Genomic DNA, 26,387 nt, shown 5'->3' on the forward strand with positions numbered 1-26,387 from the left:
CCCATGCACCCAACCCAAGGAATGTTCATGAATGCGATCACCCCGTCCGAAGTCCGGCAACTCGTGTCTGCCGAAGAGTGGCAGTTGCGCGTCGATCTGGCCGCCTGCTACCGCCTGGTGGCCCTGCACGGCTGGAGCGACCTGGTGTTCACCCACATCAGTGCTCGGGTGCCGGGGCCGGAGCACCACTTTCTCATCAACCCCTACGGCCTGATGTTCGACGAGATCACGGCGTCCAGCCTGGTCAAGGTGGATTCGCAATGCAACAAGGTGATCGACTCGCCCCACCCGGTGAACCCGGCGGGCTTCGTGATCCACAGCGCGGTGCATGCGGCGCGCGACGACATCCAGTGCGTGCTGCACACCCACACGCGGGCCGGCATCGCCGTGAGCGCGCAAAAGGACGGCGTGCTGCCCATCAGCCAGCAGTCGACCTTCGTGCTGGCCTCGCTCGCTTACCACGACTACGAAGGCGTGGCGATCCGCGACGACGAGAAGACCCGCCTGCAGGCCGACCTGGGCCACGCGAACTTCCTCATGCTGCGCAACCACGGCCTGCTCACCTGCGGCAAGACGGTGGCGGATGCGTTCCTGGCCATGTACACGTTCGAATCCACCTGCCAGATCCAGATCGCCGCGCAGTCCGGCGGCGGGGAGTTGACGCGGGTGCACCCGCAGATCGTGCAGGGGGTGGGCCATGCGATGAAGGTGCAGACGGGCGGCCTGGGCGGGCAGTTCGTCTGGCCCGCGCTGATCCGCAAGCTCGACCGCACCGACCCGGGTTACCGCGACTGAGCGCGGCGGCCCCGATGGACAGCACCCTCATCGTCACGCGCTTTCTGTTCGGCGCGCTGGCGCTCGTCATGTTCGGGCTCGGGCTCACCCTGCGGGTGGCCGACTTCCGGCGGCTGCTGCACAGCCCCAAGGCCGTGGGCATCGCGCTCGGCCTGCAGGTGATCGGCCTGCCGATCCTGTGCTACGCGATCATCCGCGCCTTTGGGTTGTCGCCGATGTTCGCCATCGGCCTCATGCTGCTGGCCGCGTCGCCGGGCGGCATCTCGGCCAACCTGTTTTCTCATCTGTTCGGCGGCAACGTGGCGATGAACATCTCGCTGACGGCGGTGAACACGCTGCTGTCCATCGTCACGCTGCCGATCATCGCCAACGCGGCCATCGCCCACTTTGCCCAGAGCGGGCAGGTGGTGCCGATCCAGACCGGCAAGCTCCTGGAGGTGATCGCCATCGTGCTGGTGCCGGTGGGGCTGGGCATGGCCGCGGCGGCGCGCTGGCCGGCCTTCGCGGCGCGCATGGAAAAGCCGGTGAAGGTCTTCAGCGCGCTGGTGCTGGCGGTGGTGTCCATCCTGTCGATCGCCAAGGAGTGGAGTTCGATCGCCAGCACCTTCGCCGAGATCGGGCCGGCGGTGCTGGTGTTCAATCTGGCGAGCCTGCTGTCCGGCTACTACCTGAGCCGCGCGGCCGGGCTGGACAAGCCGCTGGCCACCGCGGTGAGCTACGAGATCGGCATCCACAACTCGACGCTGGCCATCTTCATCGCACTGAGCGTGCTGGGCAGCTACACGCTGGCGCTGCCCGCGGCCATCTACTCGGTGCTGATGTACATCACGGCGCCGCTGTTCGGCTGGCTGCTGCTTCGCCGTCCGGCGCCTGTGGTGCCGGCTCAGAGCTAGAGCGCCTGCGGTGCCCGTTTCACGCGAGGGTGCCGCGGCGCACACCACCCAGAACCATCTGCCCCCCGCGGGCCGCCGGCGCCGTGCCGGCCGGCCCGCGCTGCGGGCCTGGTCAGGCGCGCAGCAGGCGGGTGGAAGGCCGTGGCGAGACCTTGGGCGCCGGGGCCGGCGTGGGGTGGTGCTCAGCCGCAAGGGCTGCGGCCTCGCCCAGTTGGAACACGGCCAGCGCCTCGCGCAGCACGGCCACCTGCGAGGCCATGGCCGAGGTGGCGGCACTGGCTTCTTCCACCATGGCGGCGTTCTGCTGTGTCATCTCGTCCATCTGCGAGACGGCGCGGTTCACCTCTTCGATGCCGGCCGTCTGCTCCACGTTGGCCGAGGCGATGCCTTCCATCAGGCCCGAGATGCGGTGCACGGACTCGACCACTTCGCCCATGGTCTTGCCGGCTTTTTCGACCAGCTCGGAGCCGGTGTGGACCTCGTTGACCGATTCGCTGATGAGGGTCTTGATTTCCTTGGCGGCGGCCGCGCTGCGCTGGGCCAGCCCGCGCACTTCGGAGGCCACCACGGCGAAGCCCCGGCCCTGCTCGCCGGCGCGGGCGGCTTCCACCGCCGCGTTCAGCGCCAGGATGTTGGTCTGGAAGGCGATGCCGTCGATCACGCCGATGATCTCGTTGATCTTGCGCGAGCTGGCGCTGATGGAGCGCATGGTCTCGACCACCTGGTTGACCACCTGGCCTCCCTGCACGGCGGTCTGGGCGGTGCTGGAGACGTACTGCGCGGCCTGGCGGGCGTTGTCGGCGTTCTGGCGCACGGTGGCGGTCAGCTCTTCCATGCTGGAGGCGGTCTGCTGCAGCGAAGAGGCCTGCTGCTCGGTGCGGCGCGACAGGTCGCCATTGCCCTGGGCGATCTCGCTGGCCGCATGGTCGATGGTGCTGGTGGCCTGCTGGATGCGGTGCAGGATGCTGGCGAGCCGGTCGCGCATGAAGCCGATGGCGTACATCAGGCTTTGCTCGTCGCGGGCGCGCAGCGGGATCTCCGCCTGCAGGTCGCCGTCGGCCATGCGCATCGCTGCGCCGGCGGCGGCGCGCGGCTCGCCGCCCACGGAGCGTTCGATGTCGCGCACCACCAGCCCGGTGAGGGCCGAGATCACCAGCCCCAGCAGGGCCAGCAAGCCGATCGCGCGGTACAGCGAGGCGCGGTAGGCCTGTTCGATGTCGTCGACGTAGTCGCCGGCCACTAGGTCCCAGTTCCAGGGCTTGAAGCGCACCACGTAGCCGATCTTGGGGCTGGGGGCGTCGCTGCCCGGGCGCGGCCACCAGTATTCGAGGAACCCGCGGCCCTGCGCGCCGGCGGCGGCGATGTTCACGTAGAGCAGGTTGCCCTTGGCATCCTTGAAGGCGATCATGTTCTTGCCGTTCAGCTCGGGCTTGATCGGGTGCATCGCCATGATCGAGTCGGAGCCGATGACGGTGACGTAGCCGTCCTTGCCGTAGCGCTGCGAGGCGATGCGCGCCAGGGCGGCGCTGCGGGCTTCCTCCTGGCTCATCTTGCCGGCCTGGGCCTGCTTTTCGTAATCGCTGGCCACGGTCAGCGCCATGTCGGTGATGTCGGAGAGGGCCGATTGCCGGGCCTGGTACTGGATCTGCCGGGTCTGCCACGCGTTCACGAAGGTCAGTGCCAGCAGCCCCAGCAACGCGAGGACCAGCGGGAGCCAGAGCTTTTGCCGCAAGGTCAGTTTTTTCATGGAAGGGGTCCTTTCAGGAGGGCGTACGGAAGGCATTGGGATGGGTCGCAGTATGGCCGTGAACACCCCTCGTCTGGCAGTCGGGCTACCCCTTTCTGTCGGGTGTTCGCAACGGTTTGATACATATGCAAGTTACGTGCTCGATCCGCACCCCGCGGCCTGCCACCCGGCGAAAACGGGGCTTCCTTTTGCGCGTTTCCGCACCGCGCAATGCCGGCTCAGTGGATGGGCGCGGCCTCGGCGCCCAGTTCCCGGCCCAGCGTTTCGGGCAGGGCGAGCGCCGCCACGATCACCAGCCCGTAGCAGATCGCGGTGATCCAGCCGATGGTCTGGCCCAGCGGCAGCGTGTTGCTCAGCGTGCCCACCAGCGCCGGGCAGATGGCGCCGATGGCGCGGCCGAAGTTGTAGCAGAACCCCTGGCCCGAGCCCCGCACGTCGCTGGGGAACAGTTCTGACAAAAATGCGCCCATCCCCGAGAAGATGCCTGACAAAAAGAACCCCAGCGGAAAGCCCAGCACCAGCATCCAGGCGTCCGTGATCGGGATCTGCGTGTAGGCCAGCACCAGCGCCATGCCCATCGCCGCGAACAGGATGAAGCAGCGGCGCCGGCCGATCACGTCCGACAGCCAGGCGCTGGCGAGGTAGCCCAAGAACGAGCCGGCAATGAGCACCAGCAGGTAGGTGCTGGTGCCCAGCACGGACAGGTGCCGCTCGGTCTTGAGGAAGGTCGGCAGCCAGGTGGTGACCGAGTAGTAGGCGCCCTGCATGCCGGTGGCCAGCAGGCTGGCCAGCACCGTGGTGCGCAGCAGCGAGGGGTGGAAGATGCGCAGGAAGCTGCCCTGCGTGCCGGCGGCGCGGGCACGGGCCTGGGCCGCCAGGTAGACCGGCGGCTCCTGGATGTTGCGGCGGATGTAGATGATGAGCACGGCGGGCACGATGCCGATCCAAAAGAGCACCTTCCAGGCGATCTCCGGCGGCAGCACCGAATACACGCCCCAGAACGCCAGCGCCGAAGCGGCCCAGCCCACGGCCCAGCTGCTTTGCACCAGCCCGGCCGCCTTGCCGCGGTGCCTGGCCGAGATGGTTTCCGCGATCAGCACCGAGCCCACGGCCCACTCCCCGCCGAAGCCGAAGCCCTGCATGGCCCGGGTGAAGAACAGCTGGCCGAACGATTCGGTGAAACCGCTCAGGAAGGTGAACAGCGTGAACCACAGCACCGTCCACTGCAGCACCCGCACGCGGCCGTAGCGGTCGGCCAGCACCCCGGCCGCCCATCCCCCGATGGCGGAGGTGAGCAGCGCGCCGGTGGCGATGTAGCCGGCCTCCGCCTTGGACATGTTCCACGCGGCCAGCAGCGTGGGGATGAGGAAGGTGTAGATCATGTAGTCGAAGCCGTCGACGCCATAGCCTGCGAAGGTGGCGGCCAGGGTGCGCCGCTCGGTGGGGGAGGTGTGCCGGAGCCACATGGTGCGAAGTCTTTCTTGGAAGGGGTGGGACAGGAAGGGCGGCGTCAGGCGGTCACCAGATCGCGGTTGAGCAGATCGGTGACCAGCATGTGCCCCGGCGCGTGGGTGATGCAGAAGGCGGGGCGGGCTGCCGCGATGGCGGCCTGGGGCGTCACGCCGCAGGCCCAGAACACAGGCAGCTCGTGCGGCTGCACGCTCACGGCGTCGCCGTAGTCGGGCCGGGACAGGTCGTGGATGCCGATGAGCGCCGGGTCGCCCAGGTGCACGGGGGCGCCGTGCACCTGCGGCATGCGCGAGGTGATTTGGATGGCGCGGATCGCGTCCGCAGCCGCCATGGGGCGCATGGAAACGACCAGAGGCCCGCGGAACGCGCCGCTGGGCTCGGTGGCGCGGTCGGTGCGGTACATGGACACGTTGCGGCCCTGGTCCACGTGCCGCAGGGGAATGCCGTCCGCCAGCAGCGCGTGCTCGAACGAGAACGAGCAGCCGATGGCGAAGGTCACAAGGTCGTCGCGCCAGTGGGCGAAGAGGTCGGTGGGCGCGTCCACCTGCTCGCCGTCGCGCCACACGGCATAGCGGGGCAGGTCGGTGCGGATGTCGATGTCCGCGCCCAGTGCGGGCAGGGCGGGCGAGCCGGGCTCGCTGACCGCCAGCACCGGGCAGGCGCGCGGGTTGCGCTCGCAATAGCGTTGGAACTCGGTGGCCAGCGCCTGGGGCAGGATGGCCAGATTGACCTGAACGTAGTCGCTGGCCAGGCCGCTCGTGTGGTCGGACAGGTGCCCGGCGCGGGCGGCCGCACGCACGTCGCGGGCGGTGGACCGGGCGGTCAGCCCGGCGGCGGCGCCTGGGCCGGGGGAAAGAACAGGGGATGGCATCGTCGTGAAAGCCCTGGAATGCGGGGCTTGCGGTGGTGGCAATGCCGCGGATTCTGAAAGCCGCACGGCGGCGAATCCAACGCAAAATTTTGCGTTCACGTCATCGAAAAAATCGATGGCGACCACTGAATTTTCAATATTGCGAAAAGCATGCCAATGCCATCCGGGCTTTCCCGGGGGGCGCGTGCACTGCGACGGTGCGGTCAGCGCGGCGTGCGCTTTTTTCGGGCAGTCTGGGTCTGGGCCACGTACGCCTGGGCCGATTCCAGCACCGATTCGGTGATTCCCGAGCCGGGGTCTTCGCGGTAGCTGGCGTGGATGGGCAGGGCGGTGAGCGCGCACGAGGCCCGCAAGATGTGCAGCGGCATGCGGTGCGACAGCCGCTGCGTCACGGCGCGCGGCAGCACCGCGATGCCGAATCCCGCTTCCACGAGCTGCAGCATGGCCGAAATCGACGAAATGGCGTGCATGCGTGGCACGGCCACGCCCGATTCCTGGAACAGCTGCAGCAGGCTCTGGTGCGGGTGCGAGCCCTTTTGGAAGGTGATGAGGTCGTGCTGCGCCAGCCGCTGCAGGTCGTACCGCCCCGCGGAGTGCAGGGTGCGGTGACCGACGAACACCAGCTCCAGCGGCGGCATGGTCCGCGTGCGGACCCCGGTGTCGGTGGCGGGCAGGGAGGTGAACACCAGGTCCTGCGCCCCGCGCCGCACCTGGTCCACCAGCACGGGCGAGGTTTCCACGGTCAGCTCCAGCTCGAAGTCGGGGCGGGTCTTGCGCATCTCCTGCAACCAGCCGGTGAGCCAGCTGTGCACGACCGATTCGATGGCCCCGATGCGCAGCGCCACCGGCGCGTGCGGGCTGGTGCCCAGTTCTTCCTTCACCTGCCGCTGCAGCTCCAGCAGGCGCACGGCCAGCAGCTGAAAGCGCTGCCCGGCGGCGGTGAGGCGGAACAGGCGCTCGCGCCGGTCTAGCAGGATCACGCCCAGTTCCTCCTCCAGCGCGGCGATGCGGCTGGACAGGGCGGATTGCGTGATGTGCAGCTTTTCGGCCGCCCGCGTGATGCTCTTGAGCGAGGCGGCCCAGTGGAAGGCTTCGACAAACCGCAGGTTCATGGGCGCGATTGTCGCCGCGCGGCGGGGGATCAGCCTGCGGCGGCCACGCCCCGGCAGGTGGCGAACATGTCCTTCGACGCCTCGTAAACGCTGGTCTGCACGTCCATCAGCCCGAGGATGGAGTGAAAGTAGTGGTCGTGCGACAGGCGCCGCTCGCCCAGGTCCTTTTGCAGGCAGGCGGTGGCCGTGCGGGTGCGCGACTGCATGGCGGGCGACAGCCAGGTGATCCACGGCACGTGCTTTTGCACATCGGGCGCGATGGCGTAGGGCATGCCGTGCAGGTAGATGTTGTTCTCGCCCAGCGACTCGCCGTGGTCGGCCACGTACATCATCGCGGTCTGCGCGGTGCCCGACTGCGCGGCCAGCCACTGGATGGTGGCGTTGAGGAAATGGTCGGTGGACACGATGCTGTTGTCGTACGCGTTCACCACTTCCTGGCGCTGGCATTCCTGCAGCGCCGAGGTCCGGCATTCGGGTTGGAAGGTCTTCTGCGAAGGCAGCGACCGCTTGAAATACGCCGGGCCGTGGCTGCCCATCTGGTGCAGCACCACCACGGTCCCGCGCGCCCGCTGATCGGACGGCAGCGCCGCGATGCGGGCGTCCAGGCCCTTGAGCATCACGTCGTCCAGGCATTCCTTGCCGTCAGCGCACCACTGTGGGTCGTCGGACTTGGCCGAGGTGCTGGCCTCGGCCACGCGGTCGCACACGCCCTTGCAGCCCGACTGGTTGTCCACCCACAGCACGGCCAGACCGGCATGCTGCAGCACGTCCAGCAGCCCCTCGGAGCGGATGTGGCTGGCCTCGTAGGCGGTGCGCCCCAGGTTGGAGAACATGCAGGGCACGGATGCCGCCGTGCTGGTGCCGCAGGACCAGGCGTTGCGGGCGCTGACGAGGTCGTTGCGGGCGGACAGCTCGGGCGTCGTCGGGCGGCCGTAGCCGTTGAGGCCGAAATTGCCGCTGCGCCCGGTCTCGCCCAGCACCAGCACCAGCAGCGGTGGTTTGCCTTGGCCGGCATAGGACGCCCCCAGCCTGGCATCGCGCCCCAGCGGCATCAGCGGGCCGGCATCCCGGCGCAGGGGGCGCGCAGCGGCATTGCCCACGGCATAGATGCTGTTCAGGGGGTTGACCAGATAGCGCAGCTGCGTGTGGTTGCGCATGGCGGAGGAAAAATCCTGGAACACGGCGAAGACCAAGCCCGCGGCCAGGGCCAGCGAGCCCAGCAGCAGCAGGCCATGGAACACGATCTGCCGGGCAAAGCCGAGCGGTTTCACGCGGGTGCGCGCCAGCCACCACAGGGGCGGCCCTGCCAGCGCCACGATCGTGAGCGGCAGGCGCCAGTCGAGCAGGTCGGCCGCCTCGCGCGGATCGGTCTGCAGCACGTTGGTGATCATGCCGGTGTCGATCACGATGCCGTAGGCCGTCATGAAGTAAGAACCAAGAGCGGCCAGCAAGATACCCATGGCCAGCATGGGCTTGAGAAGGCGACCCCACGCGAGAAAGCCGATGACCGCGGCATTGGCGGCGGCCACTGCCAAGACGAATGCCATAAGGAAAGCCCAGCCGCGCAGGCTGTGGGCATTGGGCAATTGCAGCAGGGCCCGCCACAACGGCACGTTGCAGGCCGTGGCCAGCCAGAGGCTGATGATGGTGATGATCCAAGCCGGATGCAGGGCGTTGCGGGGGTCCAGCCCCGCATGTCCCAACGCTCCCTTGCTCGTCTTTGTAATAAGCCGCAACTGCGGCTGCAGAATGTGAGCCATGGCGCATTCTTGAGCGCCAGCCTTAAGAGCAAATTAAGGGCTTACCCGTGGCGTTACAAAACGGGTAGGTGGGCCCGCCGGCCTATTCCAACAGCGCTGCGTGGTGTGCCAGATGGTCTTCGATGAAGGTCTGGATGAAGTAGTAACCGTGGTCGTACCCCTCGTGGCGGCGCAGGGTGAGGGGCTGGCCGATGGCCTGGCATGCAGCTTCGAAGCGCTCCGGGTAAAGCTGCTCGGCGAGGAATTTGTCGCCCAGCCCCTGGTCGATCAGGATGCCGGACGGGTAGGGGGCCAGCGGCTGGTTTTCCATGAGCACCGTGGCGTCATGCTCGCCCCACGCCGTGCGGTCCGCGCCCAGATAGCCCGTGAACGCCCGCTCGCCCCAGGGGCACTGCGTGGGCGCGCAGATCGGTGCCAGGGCCGAGAGCGACCGGAAGCGGCCGGGGTGGCGCAGCGCCAGCGTCAGCGCGCCATGGCCGCCCATCGAGTGGCCGAAGACGCCCAGGCGATCCAGGTCGATCGGCAGGTACCGGCCCAGCAGGGGCAGCAGTTCCTGCACCAGGTAGCTTTCCATGCGCCAGTGCGTGCGCCAGGGCGCTTGGGTCGCATCGAGGTAAAAGCCCGCGCCGACGCCGAAATCCCAGCGGGCGGTGGCGTCCGGCAGGGCCTCCACCGCGGCACCGCGGGGGCTGGTGTCGGGCGCGATCAGTGCCAGGCCCAGCTCCGAGGCCCGGCGCTGCGCGCCAGCCTTGACCATGAAGGTCTCTTCGTTGCACGTCAGCCCCGCCAGGTACAGCACCGCGGGCACCGGGCCGTGGGCGGCCTGCGGCGGCAGGTACACCGAAAACTTCATCGGCAGGCCGATCTCGGTGGAGTCGTGTTGGTAAAAGCGCTGCGTGCCGCCGAAGCTGCGGTGTTCCGACAGGGTCTGGAAGGGATGGGTCATGGCGTGGGAAGTGAAGAAGAAGGCGTGGCACGGACCAGTTCGAGCACCGCATCGGCGAAGGCTTCGGGGGCCTCCTGCGGCAGGTTGTGGCCGGCGCCGGGCACCCAGCGGTGCGTGCGCAGGCCGCTGAACTTCGCGGCATGGGCCGAGGCGTCGGCCGGCGGGCGAACCCCGTCGTCCACGCCGTCGAAGGTGATGGCCGGCACGCGGATGGCCGGCTGCGCCGCCAGGCGCGATTCGATCCCGGCGTACGCCGGATCGCCCGTGACCAGGCCGAAGCGGTGGCGGTACGAGTGGATCACCACGTCCACGAAGTCGGGGTTGTCGAACGCGGCGGCGCTGCGCTCGAAGGTGGCCTCGTCGAACGCCCAGGTCGGCGACCACGACTGCCACAGCAGGCGGGTGAGGGCCCGCCGGTCGTTTGCCAGGCCGGCCGCGCCCCGTGCGTTGTGAAAGTAGTACTGGTACCACAGGCGCTGTTCGTTGGCCGGCGTGTCGGGCGCCATGGCCCGGCCGATGTCCTGGATGTTGTAGCTGTTGAGCGAGACCAGCCCGGCGCACCGCTCGGGCCACAGCGCCGCGACCACGCAGGCCGCGCGCCCGCCCCAGTCGTAGCCCGCCAGCACTGCGCGCTCGATCGCCAACGCATCGAGCAGCGCCAGCAGGTCCGCGCCCAATGCCGCCTGCTCGCCCGAGCGGGGCGTGGCCGCGCTGCGGAACCGCGTGGGGCCGTAGCCCCGCAGGAACGGCACCACCACCCGGCACCCTTGCGCAGCCAGCCGGGGCGCGACCTCGGCATAGGCATGGATGTCGTAGGGAAAGCCGTGCAGCAGCACGACGGGCGGCCCTTCGGCGGGGCCCGCCTCGAAATACGCGACGTCGAGCACGCCGGCCTCGATCCGGCGCAGGGGTTCCAGGCGGTCCATGGCGGGCACCATCGGGGTCTGCCGCGGGCCGGTCAGTAGATGACCACGCCGCGGATCGACTCGCCGCGCTTCATCAGGTCGAACCCGTGGTTGATGTCGGCCAGGGGCATGGTGTGGGTGATCAGGCTGTCGATGTCGATCTTGCCCTCCATGTACCAGTCCACGATCTTGGGCACGTCGGTGCGGCCCCGGGCGCCGCCGAAGGCCGAGCCTTCCCACTTGCGGCCCGTCACGAGCTGGAAGGGGCGCGTGCTGATCTCGGCGCCGGCCTCGGCCACGCCGATGATGATGCTGCGGCCCCAGCCCTTGTGCGTGCACTCCAGCGCCTGGCGCATCACCTTGGTGTTGCCGATGCATTCGAAGGAATAGTCCGCGCCGCCGTCGGTCAGCTGCACGATGGCGTCCACCACGTTCTCGACCTCATTCGGGTTGATGAAGTGCGTCATGCCGAACTGGCGCGCCATCTCCTGGCGGGCGGGGTTGATGTCCACGCCGATGATCTTGTCCGCGCCCACCATCTTGGCGCCCTGGATCACGTTCAGGCCGATGCCGCCCAGGCCGAACACCACCACGTTCGCGCCGGCCTCCACCTTGGCGGTGAACAGCACCGCACCGATGCCGGTGGTCACGCCGCAGCCGATGTAGCAGACCTTGTCGAACGGGGCGTCCTCGCGGATCTTGGCCAGCGAGATCTCGGGGGCCACGGTGTAGTTGCTGAACGTGCTCGTGCCCATGTAGTGGAAGATGGGCTGGCCGTCGATGCTGAAGCGGCTGGTGGCGTCCGGCATCAGCCCCTTGCCCTGCGTGCCGCGGATCAACTGGCACAGGTTGGTCTTGCGCGACAGGCAGAACTTGCACTGGCGGCATTCGGGCGTGTACAGCGGGATCACGTGGTCGCCCTTCTTGAGGGTGGTCACGCCCGGCCCCACGTCCACCACGATGCCCGCGCCTTCATGGCCCAGGATGGCGGGGAAGATCCCTTCCGGGTCGGCGCCCGAAAGGGTGTAGTAGTCGGTGTGGCAAATGCCGGTGGCCTTGATTTCGACCAGCACCTCGCCGAATTTCGGGCCCTGCAGGTCCACGGTTTCGATGGTGAGGGGTTCTCCGGCCTTCCAGGCGACGGCGGCTTGGGTTTTCATGGGATGGGGCTCCTGTCAGTGGTGGTTCGGTGGCTCGCAAGGGGGCGGCGCGGCGCCGTCGTGGGTCGGCGGGCGAGGCGGCACGTCGGGCGGCTGCAGCAGTCTTTCTAGCAGATGCGGCGGGGCCGCCGCGTTCCATGGCCGGATCGTCCGGCGACAATCGCTGCGCCGGCCCGGCCCGGGCGGCGCCCGGACGGTCCTGCATGCCGGTGCCGCGAGCGTAAAAGCGTTTGGCCGGCTCGGCCACCCGGCGCGCTGCGCCCGGCCGTGTTTGGCCGCCGTGCCGGGCATCTTGGCCGCTGAAGCGGGTCGTGCCGTCCGCGGTCTGTCCATCCCTTGGTTTCCACCCCGTCCATGTCCGCTCCCTACACCGTCGATATCGTCGTCTACCCCGGCTTCAAGGCCCTGGAGGCGATCGGCCCCATGTCGGTGTTCGACTATGCCAACGTGCACCTGGCGCGGCGCGGCCAGCCGCCGGGCTATGCGGTGTCGGTGGCGGCTGAAGGGCTGGGCGACGTGCCTTCCGACACGGCCATGTCGCTGCGGGCCACGCGCCAGCTGGGGCAGGGGCCGGACCCGCACATCGCGCTGGTGGTGGGGTCCCGCGACATCGAGACGGCGCTGGCTGCCTCCCCCGGCGTGGTGGCCTGGGCGGCGGCCACCGCGCCGCGGGTGCGGCACATGGTGGCGCTGTGCTCGGGCAGCTTCTTCCTCGGGGCGGCCGGCCTGCTGGACGGCGCGCAGGCGGCCACGCACTGGAGCGTGGCCGATCTGCTGCAGCGCCGTTTCCCCTCCGTGCGCGTGGATGCCGACGCGATCTACGTGCGCAGCGGCAACCTGTGGACCTCGGCCGGGGTCACCGCCGGCATCGACCTAGCGCTGGCCCTGGTGGAGGAGGACTTCGGCCGCACGCTGGCGCTGGAGGTGGCGCGCGACCTGGTGATGTATTTGAAGCGCCCCGGCGGGCAATCGCAGTTCAGCATGCACCTGGCCAGCCAGGGCACGCGCCACCCGGGCATCCGCGAGGTACAGGCGTGGGTGCTGTCGCACCTGGCCGAGTCCCTGCCCCTGCAGCAGCTCGCTTCGCGGGCGGCCATGAGCGAGCGCAACTTCCGCCGTGTGTTCCTGCAGGAATGCGGGCAAAGCCCGTCGGATTTCATCGAGACCGCCCGGCTCGAAGGCGCCCGCCGGCTGCTGGAGGAACAGAACGGCCTGCCGCTCAAAACCGTGGCGGCGCGGGTGGGCTTTCGGTCGGACGAGCCGCTGCGCCGGCTGTTCCTGCGCCGCCTGGGGATCACTCCGCAGGCCTACCGCGAGCGGTTCGGCGGGCCGGGCTGAGCCCCGGCACTGCGGCCCGGCTGGCACTCGGGCCTTTTGGAAAAAAGGCATGATGCCAGGCTGAGCAGCGTCGGGAGACCGCCGGCAACGGCCGGGCCCGACTGCACATTGACACCCAACGAGCGAGCGATTCAAAGGTTTTTTCTCAATGCACACCGTCCCCGGCCCAGCGGCCGCCGGCCCTGCCGATCCCCTGGGTAGCCGCCCCGACGCGCGAGCGATCGCCGAGTTCGATTGGTCCCTGACCCCCCTGGGGCCTGTAGCGCACTGGCCGCAGTCCGTGCAGGCCGCGATCGCGCAGTGGAGCGAGGCCGCCGCGCCATCGGCACCCTTGCCGGATACCGACATCCGCAACCGCCAGATCCTGGACAGCGCCATCGACTACGCCATCATCGCTTTCGACCTGCAGGGCCAGGTCACGCGGTGGAACGAAGGTGCCCGCCGCGTGCTCGGCTGGACGGAATCCGAAATGCTGGGCCATAACGCCGCCCGGATCTTCACCCCCGAAGACCGCGCCGCGCAACGCATGGAGATGGAGATGCAGGCCGCGCTCGCGCGGGGCGTGGGCACCGACGAGCGCTGGCATGTGCGCAAATCCGGCGAGCGCTTCTGGGCCAATGGCGAGATGACGCCGATCCGCGATGGTGACGGCACGCCGATCGGCTTCGTGAAAGTGCTGCGCGACCGCACCGAGCAGCACCGCGCCGCTGAGGCGCTGCGCCAGTCCGAAGAACGCCTGCACCGCGCGCAGAAGGCGGGCGGCGTGGGCACGTTCTCCCTCGAACTGGCCACCGACCTGCTGTACGGCACGCGCGAGTTCTATCGCATCTTCGGTGTGCCCGAAGCCGAGACCATTCCCGCCAAGGCGCTGGAAGCGCTGGTGATCCCCGAGGACGCCCAGGTGCGTTCCGCCCGCGAAACCCGCAACGCCGAATCGGCCCCGCTGGATGTGGAGTACCGCATCCGACGCGCCACCGATGGCGCCCTGCGCTGGATCGCCCGCAAGGCCGAATTCGTGCGCAGCCCGGACGGCGCGATCGTTCGCATGGTGGGCGTAGTGCAGGACATCACCGACCGCAAGGCGGCGCTGCAGGCGGTGGCCGACAGCGCGGCGGAGTTCCGCACCTTCGCCCAGTCGCTGCCCAGCCACGTGTGGACCTCCCGGAGCGATGGCCAACTGGACTGGTTCAACGACCGGGTGTACGAATACAGCCAGGCCGAACCGGGCACGCTGGATGGCGACGGATGGACGGGCCTCGTGCACCCTGAAGATCTTCCGGCGGTGTCCCAACTCTGGCAGGCGAGCGTTGCCTCCGGCGAGCAGTATGAAACCGAATTCCGCATCCGCCGCGCGGACGGCGAGATGCGCTGGCACCTGGCGCGGGCGCTGCCCCTGCGCACGGGGGGCGGGGCCATCAGCCGGTGGATCGGCACCAGCACCGACATCCACGAGCAAAAGCTCGTGCAGGCCGAAAGCGTGCGCGACCGCAACCGCCTTTGGGCGCTTTCGCGCGAACTCATGCTGGTGTGCGACTTCCAGGGCGTGATCGCCGCGGTCAATCCCGCCGCCACGCGCCTTCTGGGATGGGAAAAGCCCCAGATGGCCGGCCACGCCGTGGCCGAATTCATCCACCCCGAAGATGCCGAGGGCATGGCCGCCGAACTGGCCAAGCTGGAGGCCGGCGCGCCCACGCTGGTGTTCGAGAACCGCTGGCGCAAGGAAGACGGCAGCTACCGCCTGCTGAGCTGGACCGCCGTGCCCGAGGAGGGCCTGGTCCATGCGGTGGCGCGCGATGTGACGCGCGAGCGCACGGCCGAAGAGGCGCTGCGCCAGTCGCAAAAGCTCGAAGCCATCGGCCAGCTCACCGGCGGGGTCGCGCACGATTTCAACAACGTGCTGGCGGTCATCCGAACGTCGATCGACCTGCTGCGGCGCGTGCAGCTCACCGACGAGCGGCGCCACCGTTTCATGGAGTCCATCTCCAACGCGGTGACGCGGGCGACCAAGCTCACGGGCCAGCTGCTGGCCTTCGCGCGGCGCCAGGCCCTGCAGCCCACGGTGTTCGATGCCGGGCACAACACCCGGGCGGTCAGCGACATGATCGCCAGCCTGGCGGGCGCGCGCATCGAGATCGAGCTGAACCTGGCGGAGACGGCCTGCTTCGTGCACGCCGACCCGAGCCAGTTCGACACCGCCCTGGTGAACCTCGCCGTCAATGCCCGCGACGCCATGCAGGGCAGCGGCAAGCTCACCATCGAGGTGCGGGCCGTCTCCGAGATTCCCGCGCTGCAGTCGCAGCCCGCGGTGCCGGGCAAATTCGTGGCCGTGTCCATCATCGACAGCGGCACGGGCATCGCGCCGGAGCACCTCACGCAGATCTTCGAGCCCTTTTTCACCACCAAGGGCGTGGGCCACGGCACGGGACTGGGCCTGTCGCAGGTGTTCGGCTTCGCCAAGCAGTCCGGCGGCGACATCCGTGTGGAAAGCACGCTGGGTGAGGGCAGCCGTTTCACCCTGTACCTGCCGCGTGCCGCGCGCCCCGGCTACGACGCGCAGGCCGCCGAGGGCGACGACCGGCTGGCCCTGGGCAACGGCGGCTGCGTGCTGGTGGTGGAGGACAACGCGGAAGTGTCCGCGTCCGTCGAGCAGACCCTGCACGAACTGGGCTACACCACCGTGGTCACGGCCAGCGGCGAGAAGGCGCTGGAGGCCTTGAAGGCCGGCCCGGGCCGCTTCGTGGCAGTGTTCTCCGACGTGGTCATGACCGGCATGAGCGGCATCGAGCTGGGCCGTGAGATCCGCCAGCGCTACGGCGCGACCCTGCCCATCGTGCTGTCCAGCGGCTACAGCTACGTGCTGGCGCAAAGCCCCGACCACGGCTTCACGCTGCTGCCCAAGCCTTATTCGCTGGACGAACTGGCCCAGGTGCTGCACGACAGCATCCACCGCGGCGCGGACGCCGCGCGGCCGCGCCGCCGCAAGGTGCGCGCGGCACTGCCCCCATCGGCCGCGGCGGATGCGGCGCAGTCGGAACTGCTGCGCCAGGCCGAACTGGAATCCATGCGCATCCTGGACACCGACGAGGAAGCGGCCTTCGACGAGTTCGCCCGGCTGGCGGCGGCCCTGTGCCAGACGCCCATCGCGCTCGTTTCGCTGGTGGATGCCGACCGGCAGTGGTTCAAGGCCAAGGTGGGGCTGGCAGCGCGGCAGACGCCCCGCGCGCATTCCTTCTGCGCCCACGCGATCCAGGTGCCGGAAAGCGTGATGATCGTGAGCGATACCTCGCGGGACGAACGCTTTGCCGACAACCCGCTGGTGACGGGCGAGCCCAACATCAAGTTCTATGCCGGCGCGCCGCTCATCACCTCGACCGGGCAGGCGCTCGGAACGCTGTGCGTGATCGACCGGGTGCCGCGGGAACTGGAGGCCCGGCAGGTGGAGATGCTGCAGTTCCTGGCCGCCCAGTTGGTCGAGCGGCTGGAGTCGCGCCGCGCGGCGCTGCCGGATGCCCCGGCACGGCCGTCCCCGTCGCAGTAGCCCGTCCACCGCATTCCGCCCGGCCACCGGACCGTTATCCCCCTTTGATCCGCCAGCCGGCGGGGGGAAGGGGGCGCGCGCGGGTGGTGTCGGATTGCGCCTACGCCGGCCGGCCCGGCCTTCCGACGTGCTGCGCTGCGGTGCGGGCGCCCAATGACAGCCCCAGACGACGGGTCTGTTTTTGGAGGGTTTCCCCATGTTTTCCAACCCGGCTGTTCCCTCGCCGCTGCGTTTCGGCGAAAGCGCCCCCTCCGCCCAGATGGGGGAATTCGGCGGCTTCGGCCTCCAGTGGCAACAGGGCGATGGCGCCATCGACGGAGACGGCCAGCAGGCCTTCCGCTCTGCCGCATCCGAATACCAATACGGCGACAGCTGCCGTTTCGAGACCCAGGCCCAAGGCTGAAGCCCGGGTTTTAGACAGCCCGTTTTCCGCGCCGCTGCTGGATGCAAGGCGTGGGCAGGCGCTGAATCGATGCCGGGGAGTACGCCCCCGGTGGTTGTAAAAAATGGATTGGCCTGCCCGGAGGGACTCGAACCCCCGACCTATTGCTTAGAAGGCAATTGCTCTATCCGGTTGAGCTACGGGCAGACGGAAAAAGAAAAAAGACGCGGGGCCTCCAGGCCCTGCAGCACGGGCCAGACGCCGTGTGGCACATCGGGACGATGGCGGGCGGGTCCGTGCGAGGCGTGAATGATACCTGCCTGCCGGGGCCTCCCCGGTCTTTTTGGCCCCTGGCGTTTTGCGGCAACCGGGGGCTTGCGGGTATAACGCAAGGGCAGGCGCCCATCGGGTGCGCCCGCTCCCCCATCACCCCATGCCGCACAGCCTCTCACTCATCAACACCATCGCCGCGGCGCTGGGCCTGGCGCTCGTGCTGGGCTTCATCGCGACCCGAATCCGCCTGCCGGCCCTGGTGGGCTATCTGCTCGCGGGCGTGGTGATCGGACCCTTCACCCCGGGTTTCGTGGCCGATGGCGAAATGGCCAGCCAGCTGGCGGAGATCGGGGTGATGCTGCTGATGTTCGGCGTGGGGCTGCATTTTTCGCTGGGCGACCTGCTGGCGGTGCGTAAGATCGCCGTGCCCGGGGCGCTGGTGCAGATGGCGGTGGCCACGCTGCTGGGCATGGGCCTGGCGCTGTGGTGGGGCTGGGGCCTGGGCGGGGCGCTGGTGTTCGGCCTGGCCCTGTCGGTGGCCAGCACCGTGGTGCTCTTGCGGGCGCTGGAGACGCTGGGCATCCTGGATTCGTACACCGGCCGCATTGCCGTCGGCTGGCTGGTGGTGGAGGACCTGGCCATGGTGCTGGTCCTGGTGCTGCTGCCGCCGCTGGCGCAGTGGCTGAACGGCACAGCCGGGGCGGGCAGCACCGGCGAGCTGTGGAAGACGCTGGGCTGGACCATCGCGCAGGTGGGCGGCTTCGTCGCGCTGATGCTGGTGGTGGGGCGGCGGGTGTTCCCGTGGATCCTCTGGCAGGTGGCGCGCACCGGCTCGCGCGAGCTGTTCACGCTGTGCGTGGTGGCGGCGGCGGTGGGCATCGCCTTCGGCTCCGCTGCGCTTTTCGGCGTGTCGTTCGCGCTGGGGGCGTTCTTCGCCGGCATGGTGATGCGCGAGTCGGAGTTCAGCCACCGCGCTGCCCAGGAGTCGCTGCCGCTGCGCGATGCGTTCGCGGTGCTGTTCTTCGTCTCCGTGGGCATGCTGTTCAACCCCTGGGTGCTGGTGGAGCGCCCCTTCCAGGTGCTGGCCGTGGTGGCCATCATCATCCTGGGCAAGACGCTCGCGGCGGCCGCCCTGGTGCTGGCCTTCCGCTACCCGCTGAACACGGCGCTCACGGTGTCGGCCAGCCTGGCGCAGATCGGCGAGTTCTCTTTCATCCTGGTGGGCCTGGGCGCCTCGCTGGGGCTGCTGCCTCCGGAAGGGGCCAGCCTGGTGCTGGCCGGTGCGCTCATCTCGATCGCGGTCAACCCGCTGCTGTTCCATGCCATCGCCCCGCTGCAGGAGTGGCTGCGCGCCCGCTCGGCCCTGGCGCGCCGGCTGGAGCAGCGCGACGACCCGTTGGCGGAACTGCCCCTGAGCACGCACCGCCGGTACCTCGCGCGCCAGGTGGTGCTGGTCGGCTACGGCCGCGTGGGGCGGCGCATCGCGGCGGCGCTGTCGGAGAGCGACATTCCCTTCGTCGTGGCCGAGCAGAACCGCGATCTGGTGGAGACGCTGCGCAACGGCGGCATGGCGGCGGTCTACGGCGACGCGGTGGAGCCGGCCGTGCTGATCCAGGCGCACATCGCCCGGGCGCACATGCTGGTGATCGCCACGCCGAACACGCTGGACGTGCGCCAGATCATCGCGACGGCTCGCACGCTCAACCCGGAGATCGAAACCGTGGTCCGCAGCCACAACGAGGCCGAGGCCCGGCTGCTGGAGCAGGAAGAGGGCGTGGCCAAGGTGTTCCTCGGCGAGGAGGCGCTGGCCGCGGCGATGACCACGCATGTGCTGGGCCGCGCCGGCGAGCGCCAGGCCGAGGCGACGGCGCCGGGCGCGCTGGAGGAGCGGCACGCTTCGGTTTGAGCCGAATCGGGCTCCACGGCATGATTGACTAGGGCATATTGCTACTATTTTTGTAGCAATCTACAGGGGCTTTGGCGCGCCTCATCCCGTCTGTCCGTCTGTCCGTCTGTCCGTCAGGTCGTCTGCAGGCTGGCCGGCGCCGTGGGGCTGGCCCCGCGCCTGTCTTTCCCCGGCTTCAGTCGGCCTCTTCGAACACCAGCGACGGCGTGGCCATGACCCGCGCCGTGTCGCCCAGCGCCGGAATCAGGTGGTTGGCGAAGTAGCTGTTCTGCGTGTCGGGCTCCAGCGCGGCGACGGCCAGGTTGGCCAGGGGCTGGTTCAGCGGCACGTAGTAGCTGCCTTCGGGCACGTCGATGGCAGTGCGCACGGTGGTCACGCGCACGCGGGTGATGTCCTGCTGGCCGGCGATGGTGCCGCGAACGTCCTGGCGCACGCCTTCCTCGCGGCTGGTTTCCTGGTAGCTGTCGCTCAGGAGCGAACCCGGCTCGGCCACTCGCATGACCTGCAGCCCGAGCAGCTTGAGCCGCTCGGCCGCCTGGCCCGCCGTGGGCGAGAGCCAGTAGCCGCAGGGCCGGGGGCGCGAGGCGACTGTGCGCAATTCGAGCGACGAGTTCCAGTCCACGCGCACGGTGCGGTCCGCACCCGTCGCGGGGTCGAGCATCACGAGGTCGCGCTGCGTGGAGGTCGGCCCCGCCTCGATGGCGACCTGGCCGCGGCAGGCCTGCGCCGCGGTGTCGCGCACCACGAACGAGCGCACCTGCTCCAGGTTGCCGGCCCGCTCGGCCGTGCTGCGCAGCGCGCTGGACAGCGCGGTCACCTGGGCATGCACGCGGCGCTGGATGTCCAGCCGCCCGATGCCCACGCCGCGCGTCTCCACCAGCAGGCTGACCGCGTTCTTGAGGCCGTTCACGTTGCGGCCGGTGTCGGGCTGCGTACCGCCCATCGAGACGCGGCGGTCCTGCGGATCGGTGGAGGTGGTGTAGTACCACTCGCTGGTCAGGCCCTGGCCCTGCAGCGCGGCCGCCATGGGCTGGTGGTACCACTCGCGCGCCGCCTTGGTGAGGAACTCGGGCACGTTGGCCGTGGTGGCGTACTGCAGCAGCGCGTCGTACTTCTGGATGGCGCCGAACTTCTCCAGGAAGCGGCCGGCGACGGTGTATTCGTGCGCATCGAGCACGGCGATGGGGCGGTAGTCCCGCGTGAGCCGCGCCAGGGCCTGGGCCTCGGGCGTGTTCAGCAGCAGGTGGTCGCGGTTCATGTCCGTGCCGTTGGCCGTGGCGCGGGTGCCGGCCTCGGCGCCGTCCGGGTTGGCGCGCGGCACCACGACCACGTTGATGCGGTCCAGCAGCGGCTCCAGCAGGCCCTGCGATAGTTCGCGCGCCATCACCAGCAGGGCTTCGCCGCCGGCGGGCTCGTCGCCGTGCTGCTGCCCGATCAGCAGCACCGTTGGCTTGCCGCTCGCATCCAGGCTGGCCACGTCGGTGTTGGGCGCGTGCGTGAGCACCAGGGCCTGCAGGGGCGTGCCGCGCTGGGACATGCCCAGGTCCAGCACCGTGGCCTTGGTGGCGCCCTGCGGCGTGGCGGCGAGCTGCCGCAGCCACTGGGCGGCCTCGGCATTGGTGGTGAACGCGCGGCGCCCGTCGGCCAGGCCGGGGGTGTCGTAGTGCACGGCCGGCGCGGGGAAGCGGGCGGCGACCGCCGCGCTGTAGGGCAGGTCGGACGGGGGCGCGGCCGCGGCGGGCGGCGTGGCGCCGGGCGCGGGCTCCGCGCTGGGAATGATGGGGGTGGACAGCACCGGCGAGGTGACGACCTCGGCGCGCTGGGTGCCCAGCGGCGGCGGCACCACGCGCGCGGTCTGGGGGCGGGGCGCCGCAGGCACCGTGGCCTGGGGCGGTGCTGAGGAGGGCCAGGGCGGCAGTGGGGTGCTGCTGCATGCCGCGAGCAGGGCCGAGGCGAGGACCGTGCTGCAAGTCCACAAGGTGCGCGCTTTCCAGGGCTCCGTGCCGGCAGGGCCGGCCAGGGGAGGCGATGAAAGGGCACGTCGGTGGGGAATGGGCTGTTTCATGGTCTGTGGATCCGGCCAAGGGGGTTGCTATGGGGCTGCGCCGATGTTACCCGGCGTTGCAGACGGGACCTGTCGGCCAAACACGCGGCTCTGCCGGGTTTTCGCGCAGGGCCGCGGCGGCGCGGCCGGGCTGCGCGCGGCGGGCGCCGGTCAGGCCGCAGGTGGCACGGCGGACGCCGTGGGCCTCGTGGGCGTGGGGGCGGGCATCTGCAGGCGCAGCAAGGCGCGGACGAAGCCGTGGTCGGAGCGCGTGCGGTCGCGCCCCTCGTGCAGGTGGTCGTTGAAGTAATCGACCCGCCGCACGTCGCCGGTGTTCGCGCCCGACCGGGCGTTGGGCACGAACTCCTCGCTGACCAGGATCTGGTCCAGCACTGCGGGCATGCCCTGGTGGATGTGCGAGTAGGCCACGTCTTTTTTCAGGGCGGCATCGCCCTGCACGTCGTAGGCGTTGTACAGGGCCACGTCGCGCGCGCTGCGGTCGTAGGCGACCTCGGTGGTCGCGCAGATGAGTTGCGTGGTCACGCTGTCGGGCGTGTCGTTGAAGTCGCCCAGCAGCACCAGCGGCACGTCGGTGCGCTGTAGCAGGTCCACAACCAGGCAGCGCAGCGCCGCTGCTTCCACGCCGCGCATGATGAGCGAGCGCAGCGAAGCCAGGGCCGCGACCTTGCGGTCGTCGCGGTCCTCCAGCGGTTGCCCGAGGGCGTCGAGCAGGAACTTGGGGCGTTTGGATTTGAGGTGCGCCGTGACCACGTTCACCGTCTGGCCGTGCTTCATGCGCAGGGTGGCAAGCAGGGGCGGGCGTTCGAAGCGGTGGTGCGTTCCCAGGCCCGGCACATCGACCGCCAGCGCGGGCGGAAACTCCGCTATCGAGCGCAGCGATTCGACGCGCAGCCGCGTGGCGATGCCCACGCGCGGCGTGCCCTGGGCGCCGTGCGAGGCGCCGGTGTTCTCGGCGCCGGGCACGCTCACGAAGTCGTAGCGCAGGCCGCTGCGGCCGATGGCCGTCTGCAGCGCCTGTTCGTCCCACACCTCCTGCACGGCCAGCACATCGGCATTCAGCGCGCGCAGGCGCCCGCCGAGCCAATCGACCTTGCGTTCGAATTCGGCCTGGGTATAGGCGTCCTGGTTGGGATAGAACACCCGCCCGGGCAGGGCGAGGTTCAGGGTGTTGCAGGTGGACACCAGCAAGGTGTCCATGGGCCGCGCGGGATCGGCAGGGCGCATGCGTTCCTCAGGATCGGGGCGCGGGCCGGCTGCGGCCGTGCACGGGCGGGGCCGGCGCTTCAGCGGCCGTAGCCGCCACCGCCACCACCCCGGGGGCCGCCACGCGAGCCGCCACCGGAATTGCCGCGGTTGCCGCCACCGCCGTAGCCGCCACCACCACCGCCACCGCTGCGGTAGCCACCGCCACCGCGGCGGCCGGAGCCGGCCATGCTGTCCACGCTCGTGCGCATGGGGTCGGGCTGGCCGCCGCCGGCACCGGCATGGCGGGGGGCGCCGAGGTGGCCGCCCGTCTGGGTACCCAGGTGCGCGTTCTCACGGCGCGGCTGGCCGTCGTCGAAGCGGTTGCCACCGCCACCACCGCCACCGTTGCCACCGCCGTAGCCGCCAGCACCGGCATTGCCGCCGCCGGGGCCGCGGCCGCCACGTCCGGCTGCCTGCGCGCCGGGACCGCGGGGATTGCCGCCAGGGCCGCCGGCACGCGGGCCGTTGCCGCCGCGTCCGCGGGGAGCGCCGTTGCCGCCGCCTTCGCCGGCCGCGGCGCGGGGGCCGCCGCCGGAGCGTGCGCCGCCGCCTGCGGGCTTGCCGCTCCGGTCGCCGCCGCCACCGCCCTGCGTGGCCTTGTTGGTGCGGATGCGGTCCATCATTTCACTGCGGGCGGCCTTGGCGGCGGCCTGCATGACTTCGCGGCTCGGGGGCTTGCCCGCGCCGCCCCAGATGGTCTGGCGGCCCATGGCGATGGGCTCGGCCTTCTCGCCGGGCTCGGGACCGAAGCCTTCGAGGATCTGGACCGGGATCTCCTGCTTGGTGAAGCGCTCGATCTCCATCATGAAACCCTCTTCGTCCATGCAGACCAGGCTCACGGCCTGGCCGCTGGCGCCCGCGCGGCCGGTGCGGCCGATGCGGTGCACGTAGTCTTCCGACACGTTGGGGATTTCGTAGTTGACGACGTGCGGCAGCTCGTCGATGTCGATGCCGCGGGCCGCGATGTCGGTGGCCACCAGCGCACGGATGTCGCCGCTCTTGAAGCCGGCCAGGGCCTGCGTGCGGGCGCTCTGGCTCTTGTTGCCGTGCAGCGCCATGGCGTTGACGCCGTTCTTGGTGAGGAACTCGGCCACGTTGTTGGCGCCGAACTTGGTGCGGGTGAACACCAGCACCTGGCTCCAGTCGTGCTCCTGGATGATGTGCAGCAGCACCTGCTTTTTCTTGCCGCGGCCCACGGGGTGGATCACCTGCGTGATGCGCTGCACCGTGGTGTTGCGCGGCGTGACCTGGATGCTCTGCGGGTTCTTGAGCAGCGTGTTGGCCAGCTCGCGGATCTCGTCGCTGAACGTGGCGGAGAACAGCAGGCTCTGCTTGTCCTTGGGCACCAGGGCGAGGATCTTCTTCACGTCGTGGATGAAGCCCATGTCCAGCATGCGGTCGGCTTCGTCCAGCACTAGGATCTCGACCGTGGACAGGTCCAGGAAGCCCTGCTGCTGCAGGTCCAGCAGGCGGCCGGGGGTGGCGACCAGCACGTCCACGCCGCGCTTGATGCGGTCGATCTGCGGGTTCATGCCCACTCCGCCGAAGACGACGGTGGACGAGATGTCGACGTACTTGCCGTAGTCGCGCACGGATTCCTCGACCTGGGCGGCGAGTTCGCGCGTGGGCGTGAGCACCAGGGCGCGCACGCCCTTGCCGCCGAACTTGCTCTTGGGGGCCGTGCCTTGCGAGAGGCGGTGCAGCATGGGCAGGGTGAAGGCGGCGGTCTTGCCGGTGCCGGTCTGTGCGCCGGCGAGCAGATCGTGGCCCTCGAGCACGGCGGGGATGGCCTGTGCCTGGATGGGGGTCGGGGTTTCGTAACCCTGTTCGTGCACGGCCTTCAGAATGGCTGGGGCCAGATTCAGTTCGTCAAAGTTCATTCAAGGAAACGCCCTGTCCGGGCGCTGGGGGCATCGGCCTGTCGCAGGACCCATGTCGGGGCTGCGGCCAGTCAAGGCAGATGGGATTCACGAATGGGAGCCAGAACGCCGCATGGCGGCTTCGTCGTCCCCAGCAGGTTGCTGAGGCCACCGATCACTGGAGCCGGTGGCTGGGCGCTATTGTGGCACGAGATGCCCGCCGGCGGTCGGGGCTTTACGCAGGCGGCGCGGGCGGGCCGCCCCTGGGGCAAACTGTCGCGCGCGGGCACCGCGTTGCGGGGTTGCCGAAAGCGCCGGCGCCAAAGCATCCGATAATCCGCCTGAACGCGCTTTTCCGGCAGGCCTCCCCGGCCGCTCGTGCACCCCGGCAGCGCCGCCCCCATCTAAGGAAAGAAAGCCAATGGCCCAATACGTGTATTCGATGAACCGCGTCAGCAAGACCGTGCCGCCGAAGCGGCAGATCTTGAAAGACATTTCCCTTTCTTTCTTCCCCGGCGCCAAGATCGGCGTGCTCGGCCTGAACGGCTCGGGCAAATCCACGCTGCTCAAGATCATGGCCGGCGTGGACAAGGAAATCGAAGGCGAAGCCATTCCGATGCCGGGCCTGACCATCGGCTACCTGGAGCAGGAACCCAAGCTCAACCCCGAGCACACCGTGCGCGAGAGCGTGGAAGAGTCGATGGGCGCGGTGTTCGCGGCCAAGGCGCGCCTGGAAGAGGTCTATGTGGCCTACGGTGCCGAAGACGCCGACTTCGACGCCCTGGCGGCCGAGCAGGCCCAGCTGGAGGCGATCATCGCCACGGCCGGCACCGACTCCGAGCACCAGCTGGAGATCGCCGCCGACGCCCTGCGCCTGCCCGCCTGGGACGCCAAGATCGGCCTGCTGTCCGGCGGCGAAAAGCGCCGCGTGGCCCTGTGCCGCCTGCTGCTGTCCAAGCCCGACATGCTGCTGCTCGACGAGCCCACCAACCACTTGGATGCCGAGTCGGTCGAGTGGCTGGAAGTGTTCCTCAAGCGCTTTTCCGGCACCGTCGTGGCCATCACCCACGATCGCTACTTCCTCGACAACGCCGCCGAATGGATCCTGGAGCTGGACCGCGGCCGCGGCATTCCATGGAAGGGCAACTACAGCACCTGGCTGGAGCAAAAGGGCGACCGCCTGGCGCAGGAGCAAAAGAGCGAAGAGGCCCACGCCAAGGCCCTGAAGAAGGAGTTGGAATGGTCGCGCCAGAACCCCAAGGCCCGCCAGGCCAAGAGCAAGTCGCGCCTGGCCCGCTTCGAGGAGCTGAGCGATTTCGAATACCAGCGTCGCAACGAAACGCAGGAAATCTTCATCCCCGTGGCCGAACGCCTGGGCCAGCAGGTGTTCGAGTTCCATAACGTCAGCAAGTCCTTCGGCGACCGCGTGCTGATCGACGACCTGAGCTTCAGCGTTCCCCCGGGCGCCATCGTCGGCATCATCGGCCCCAACGGCGCCGGCAAGTCCACGCTCTTCAAGCTGCTGGCCGGCCGCGAGCAGCCGGACAGCGGCCAGGTGGTGGTGGGTTCCACCGTCAAGATGGCGTTCGTGGACCAGCACCGCGACGAGCTGGGCAACGACAAGACTGTGTGGGAAGACATCTCCGGCGGCCTGGACATCCTGAACGTCGGCAAGTTCCAGATGGCCAGCCGCGCCTACGCGGGCCGCTTCAACTTCAACGGCTCGGACCAGCAAAAGAAGGTCGGCAGCCTGTCGGGGGGCGAACGCGGGCGCCTGCACCTGGCCAAGACGCTGATCGCGGGCGGCAACGTCCTGCTGCTGGACGAGCCCTCCAACGACCTGGACGTGGAAACCCTCCGCGCCCTGGAAGACGCGCTGCTGGAATACGCCGGCACCGTGCTGGTGATCAGCCATGACCGCTGGTTCCTGGACCGGATCGCCACGCACATCCTGGCCGCGGAAGGTGACAGCCAGTGGGTGTTCTTTGACGGAAACTATCAGGAATACGAAGCCGACAAGAAAAAACGCCTGGGCGAAGAGGGCGCAAAGCCCAAGCGCATGCGTTACAAGGCACTCAAGTAAGCAACAACCCGTTAGGATCGTCGCTGCTGCCGCTTTTCC

At 69.4% G+C, this 26,387-nt stretch carries 18 protein-coding genes and 1 tRNA gene; 7 read left to right on the forward strand and 12 right to left on the reverse strand.

What is annotated here, in order from left to right; all coding sequences use genetic code 11:
• Positions 1-27 precede the first annotated feature (27 nt).
• Together AVTE2539_RS15530 and AVTE2539_RS15535 are read left to right on the forward strand one after the other, a co-directional pair.
• Positions 28-795 carry a class II aldolase/adducin family protein gene (locus tag AVTE2539_RS15530; RefSeq protein WP_284411924.1) on the forward strand — a complete coding sequence of 256 codons (768 nt, stop codon included), beginning with the start codon at positions 28-30 and terminating at the stop codon, positions 793-795.
• Positions 796-809: 14 nt separating this feature from the next.
• A complete protein-coding gene (locus tag AVTE2539_RS15535) occupies positions 810-1,688 on the forward strand; it encodes a bile acid:sodium symporter family protein (protein WP_284411926.1) in 879 nt (292 codons plus the stop codon).
• A gap of 112 nt (positions 1,689-1,800) precedes the next feature.
• Here AVTE2539_RS15535 and AVTE2539_RS15540 read toward each other — a convergent pair whose 3' ends face one another.
• The 8 genes from AVTE2539_RS15540 to AVTE2539_RS15575 all read right to left on the reverse strand — a co-directional run bounded on the left by AVTE2539_RS15540 (position 1,801) and on the right by AVTE2539_RS15575 (position 11,659).
• Positions 1,801-3,435 (reverse strand): methyl-accepting chemotaxis protein, encoded by a 1,635-nt coding sequence (locus AVTE2539_RS15540; protein WP_272568417.1) that lies wholly within the window; start codon positions 3,433-3,435, stop codon positions 1,801-1,803.
• 218 nt (positions 3,436-3,653) lie between these two features.
• The gene (locus AVTE2539_RS15545; protein ID WP_284411928.1) at positions 3,654-4,901 is read right to left on the reverse strand and encodes an MFS transporter; all 1,248 of its coding nucleotides are present in this window, start codon (positions 4,899-4,901) and stop codon (positions 3,654-3,656) included.
• Between the two features lie 44 nt (positions 4,902-4,945).
• Positions 4,946-5,776: a putative hydro-lyase gene (locus AVTE2539_RS15550; protein ID WP_284411930.1), complete on the reverse strand. Its 831-nt coding sequence runs from the start codon at positions 5,774-5,776 to the stop codon at positions 4,946-4,948.
• A gap of 203 nt (positions 5,777-5,979) precedes the next feature.
• Positions 5,980-6,888: a LysR family transcriptional regulator gene (locus AVTE2539_RS15555; protein WP_284411932.1), complete on the reverse strand. Its 909-nt coding sequence runs from the start codon at positions 6,886-6,888 to the stop codon at positions 5,980-5,982.
• 29 nt (positions 6,889-6,917) lie between these two features.
• Complete coding sequence (locus AVTE2539_RS15560; protein WP_284411934.1) at positions 6,918-8,648, reverse strand: phosphoethanolamine transferase; 1,731 nt, start codon at positions 8,646-8,648, stop codon at positions 6,918-6,920.
• Between the two features lie 82 nt (positions 8,649-8,730).
• The gene (gene fghA, locus AVTE2539_RS15565; RefSeq protein ID WP_284411937.1) at positions 8,731-9,594 is read right to left on the reverse strand and encodes an S-formylglutathione hydrolase; all 864 of its coding nucleotides are present in this window, start codon (positions 9,592-9,594) and stop codon (positions 8,731-8,733) included.
• Positions 9,591-10,520, reverse strand: coding sequence for an alpha/beta fold hydrolase (locus AVTE2539_RS15570; RefSeq protein WP_284411939.1), 930 nt, complete (start codon positions 10,518-10,520; stop codon positions 9,591-9,593). The genes fghA and AVTE2539_RS15570 overlap by 4 nt, the downstream gene beginning before the upstream one ends.
• Before the next feature lie 32 nt (positions 10,521-10,552).
• A complete protein-coding gene (locus AVTE2539_RS15575; RefSeq protein ID WP_092744641.1) occupies positions 10,553-11,659 on the reverse strand; it encodes an S-(hydroxymethyl)glutathione dehydrogenase/class III alcohol dehydrogenase in 1,107 nt (368 codons plus the stop codon).
• Between the two features lie 354 nt (positions 11,660-12,013).
• Between AVTE2539_RS15575 and AVTE2539_RS15580 the strand changes: the two genes are divergently transcribed.
• From AVTE2539_RS15580 to AVTE2539_RS15590, 3 genes are all read left to right on the forward strand, one after another.
• On the forward strand, positions 12,014-12,997 hold the full coding sequence (locus tag AVTE2539_RS15580) for a GlxA family transcriptional regulator (protein ID WP_284411942.1): 984 nt from the start codon (positions 12,014-12,016) through the stop codon (positions 12,995-12,997).
• Positions 12,998-13,145: 148 nt separating this feature from the next.
• A complete protein-coding gene (locus AVTE2539_RS15585; RefSeq protein WP_284411944.1) occupies positions 13,146-16,535 on the forward strand; it encodes a PAS domain S-box protein in 3,390 nt (1,129 codons plus the stop codon).
• Between the two features lie 196 nt (positions 16,536-16,731).
• Positions 16,732-16,938 carry a hypothetical protein gene (locus AVTE2539_RS15590; protein WP_284411946.1) on the forward strand — a complete coding sequence of 69 codons (207 nt, stop codon included), beginning with the start codon at positions 16,732-16,734 and terminating at the stop codon, positions 16,936-16,938.
• Positions 16,939-17,047: 109 nt separating this feature from the next.
• Here the strand turns inward: AVTE2539_RS15590 and AVTE2539_RS15595 are convergent.
• A tRNA-Arg gene (locus tag AVTE2539_RS15595) sits at positions 17,048-17,124 on the reverse strand.
• Positions 17,125-17,350: 226 nt separating this feature from the next.
• On the opposite strand from AVTE2539_RS15595, the gene AVTE2539_RS15600 reads away from it, so the two are divergent.
• On the forward strand, positions 17,351-19,096 hold the full coding sequence (locus AVTE2539_RS15600; RefSeq protein ID WP_284398821.1) for a cation:proton antiporter domain-containing protein: 1,746 nt from the start codon (positions 17,351-17,353) through the stop codon (positions 19,094-19,096).
• Positions 19,097-19,271: 175 nt separating this feature from the next.
• Here AVTE2539_RS15600 and AVTE2539_RS15605 read toward each other — a convergent pair whose 3' ends face one another.
• From AVTE2539_RS15605 to AVTE2539_RS15615, 3 genes are all read right to left on the reverse strand, one after another.
• Positions 19,272-21,161, reverse strand: a complete 1,890-nt coding sequence (locus tag AVTE2539_RS15605; RefSeq protein WP_284411948.1) for a M14 family metallopeptidase — start codon at positions 21,159-21,161, stop codon at positions 19,272-19,274.
• 150 nt (positions 21,162-21,311) lie between these two features.
• Entirely contained in the window at positions 21,312-22,385 is a 1,074-nt protein-coding gene (locus tag AVTE2539_RS15610) for an endonuclease/exonuclease/phosphatase family protein (RefSeq protein WP_284411951.1), read from the reverse strand.
• A 59-nt stretch (positions 22,386-22,444) separates the two neighbouring features.
• A complete protein-coding gene (locus AVTE2539_RS15615) occupies positions 22,445-24,286 on the reverse strand; it encodes a DEAD/DEAH box helicase (protein ID WP_284411953.1) in 1,842 nt (613 codons plus the stop codon).
• A 400-nt stretch (positions 24,287-24,686) separates the two neighbouring features.
• Here AVTE2539_RS15615 and ettA point away from each other — a divergent pair, with 400 nt between their 5' ends.
• Complete coding sequence (gene ettA / locus AVTE2539_RS15620; RefSeq protein WP_272568457.1) at positions 24,687-26,348, forward strand: energy-dependent translational throttle protein EttA; 1,662 nt, start codon at positions 24,687-24,689, stop codon at positions 26,346-26,348.
• Positions 26,349-26,387: the final 39 nt, after the last annotated feature.

Origin of the sequence: Acidovorax sp. SUPP2539, assembly GCF_030158975.1 — a bacterium.
Classification (GTDB): domain Bacteria; phylum Pseudomonadota; class Gammaproteobacteria; order Burkholderiales; family Burkholderiaceae_C; genus Paracidovorax.

Bases quoted from the DNA above. Each gene is read 5' to 3' on its own strand.
- AVTE2539_RS15530 (WP_284411924.1), top strand. From the start codon at position 28: ATGAATGCGATCACCCCGTCCGAAGTCCGGCAACTCGTGTCTGCCGAA.
- AVTE2539_RS15535 (WP_284411926.1), top strand. From the start codon at position 810: ATGGACAGCACCCTCATCGTCACGCGCTTTCTGTTCGGCGCGCTGGCG.
- AVTE2539_RS15540 (WP_272568417.1), bottom strand. From the start codon at position 3,435: ATGAAAAAACTGACCTTGCGGCAAAAGCTCTGGCTCCCGCTGGTCCTC.
- AVTE2539_RS15545 (WP_284411928.1), bottom strand. From the start codon at position 4,901: ATGTGGCTCCGGCACACCTCCCCCACCGAGCGGCGCACCCTGGCCGCC.
- AVTE2539_RS15550 (WP_284411930.1), bottom strand. From the start codon at position 5,776: ATGCCATCCCCTGTTCTTTCCCCCGGCCCAGGCGCCGCCGCCGGGCTG.
- AVTE2539_RS15555 (WP_284411932.1), bottom strand. From the start codon at position 6,888: ATGAACCTGCGGTTTGTCGAAGCCTTCCACTGGGCCGCCTCGCTCAAG.
- AVTE2539_RS15560 (WP_284411934.1), bottom strand. From the start codon at position 8,648: ATGGCTCACATTCTGCAGCCGCAGTTGCGGCTTATTACAAAGACGAGC.
- fghA (WP_284411937.1), bottom strand. From the start codon at position 9,594: ATGACCCATCCCTTCCAGACCCTGTCGGAACACCGCAGCTTCGGCGGC.
- AVTE2539_RS15570 (WP_284411939.1), bottom strand. From the start codon at position 10,520: ATGGACCGCCTGGAACCCCTGCGCCGGATCGAGGCCGGCGTGCTCGAC.
- AVTE2539_RS15575 (WP_092744641.1), bottom strand. From the start codon at position 11,659: ATGAAAACCCAAGCCGCCGTCGCCTGGAAGGCCGGAGAACCCCTCACC.
- AVTE2539_RS15580 (WP_284411942.1), top strand. From the start codon at position 12,014: ATGTCCGCTCCCTACACCGTCGATATCGTCGTCTACCCCGGCTTCAAG.
- AVTE2539_RS15585 (WP_284411944.1), top strand. From the start codon at position 13,146: ATGCACACCGTCCCCGGCCCAGCGGCCGCCGGCCCTGCCGATCCCCTG.
- AVTE2539_RS15590 (WP_284411946.1), top strand. From the start codon at position 16,732: ATGTTTTCCAACCCGGCTGTTCCCTCGCCGCTGCGTTTCGGCGAAAGC.
- AVTE2539_RS15600 (WP_284398821.1), top strand. From the start codon at position 17,351: ATGCCGCACAGCCTCTCACTCATCAACACCATCGCCGCGGCGCTGGGC.
- AVTE2539_RS15605 (WP_284411948.1), bottom strand. From the start codon at position 21,161: ATGAAACAGCCCATTCCCCACCGACGTGCCCTTTCATCGCCTCCCCTG.
- AVTE2539_RS15610 (WP_284411951.1), bottom strand. From the start codon at position 22,385: ATGCGCCCTGCCGATCCCGCGCGGCCCATGGACACCTTGCTGGTGTCC.
- AVTE2539_RS15615 (WP_284411953.1), bottom strand. From the start codon at position 24,286: ATGAACTTTGACGAACTGAATCTGGCCCCAGCCATTCTGAAGGCCGTG.
- ettA (WP_272568457.1), top strand. From the start codon at position 24,687: ATGGCCCAATACGTGTATTCGATGAACCGCGTCAGCAAGACCGTGCCG.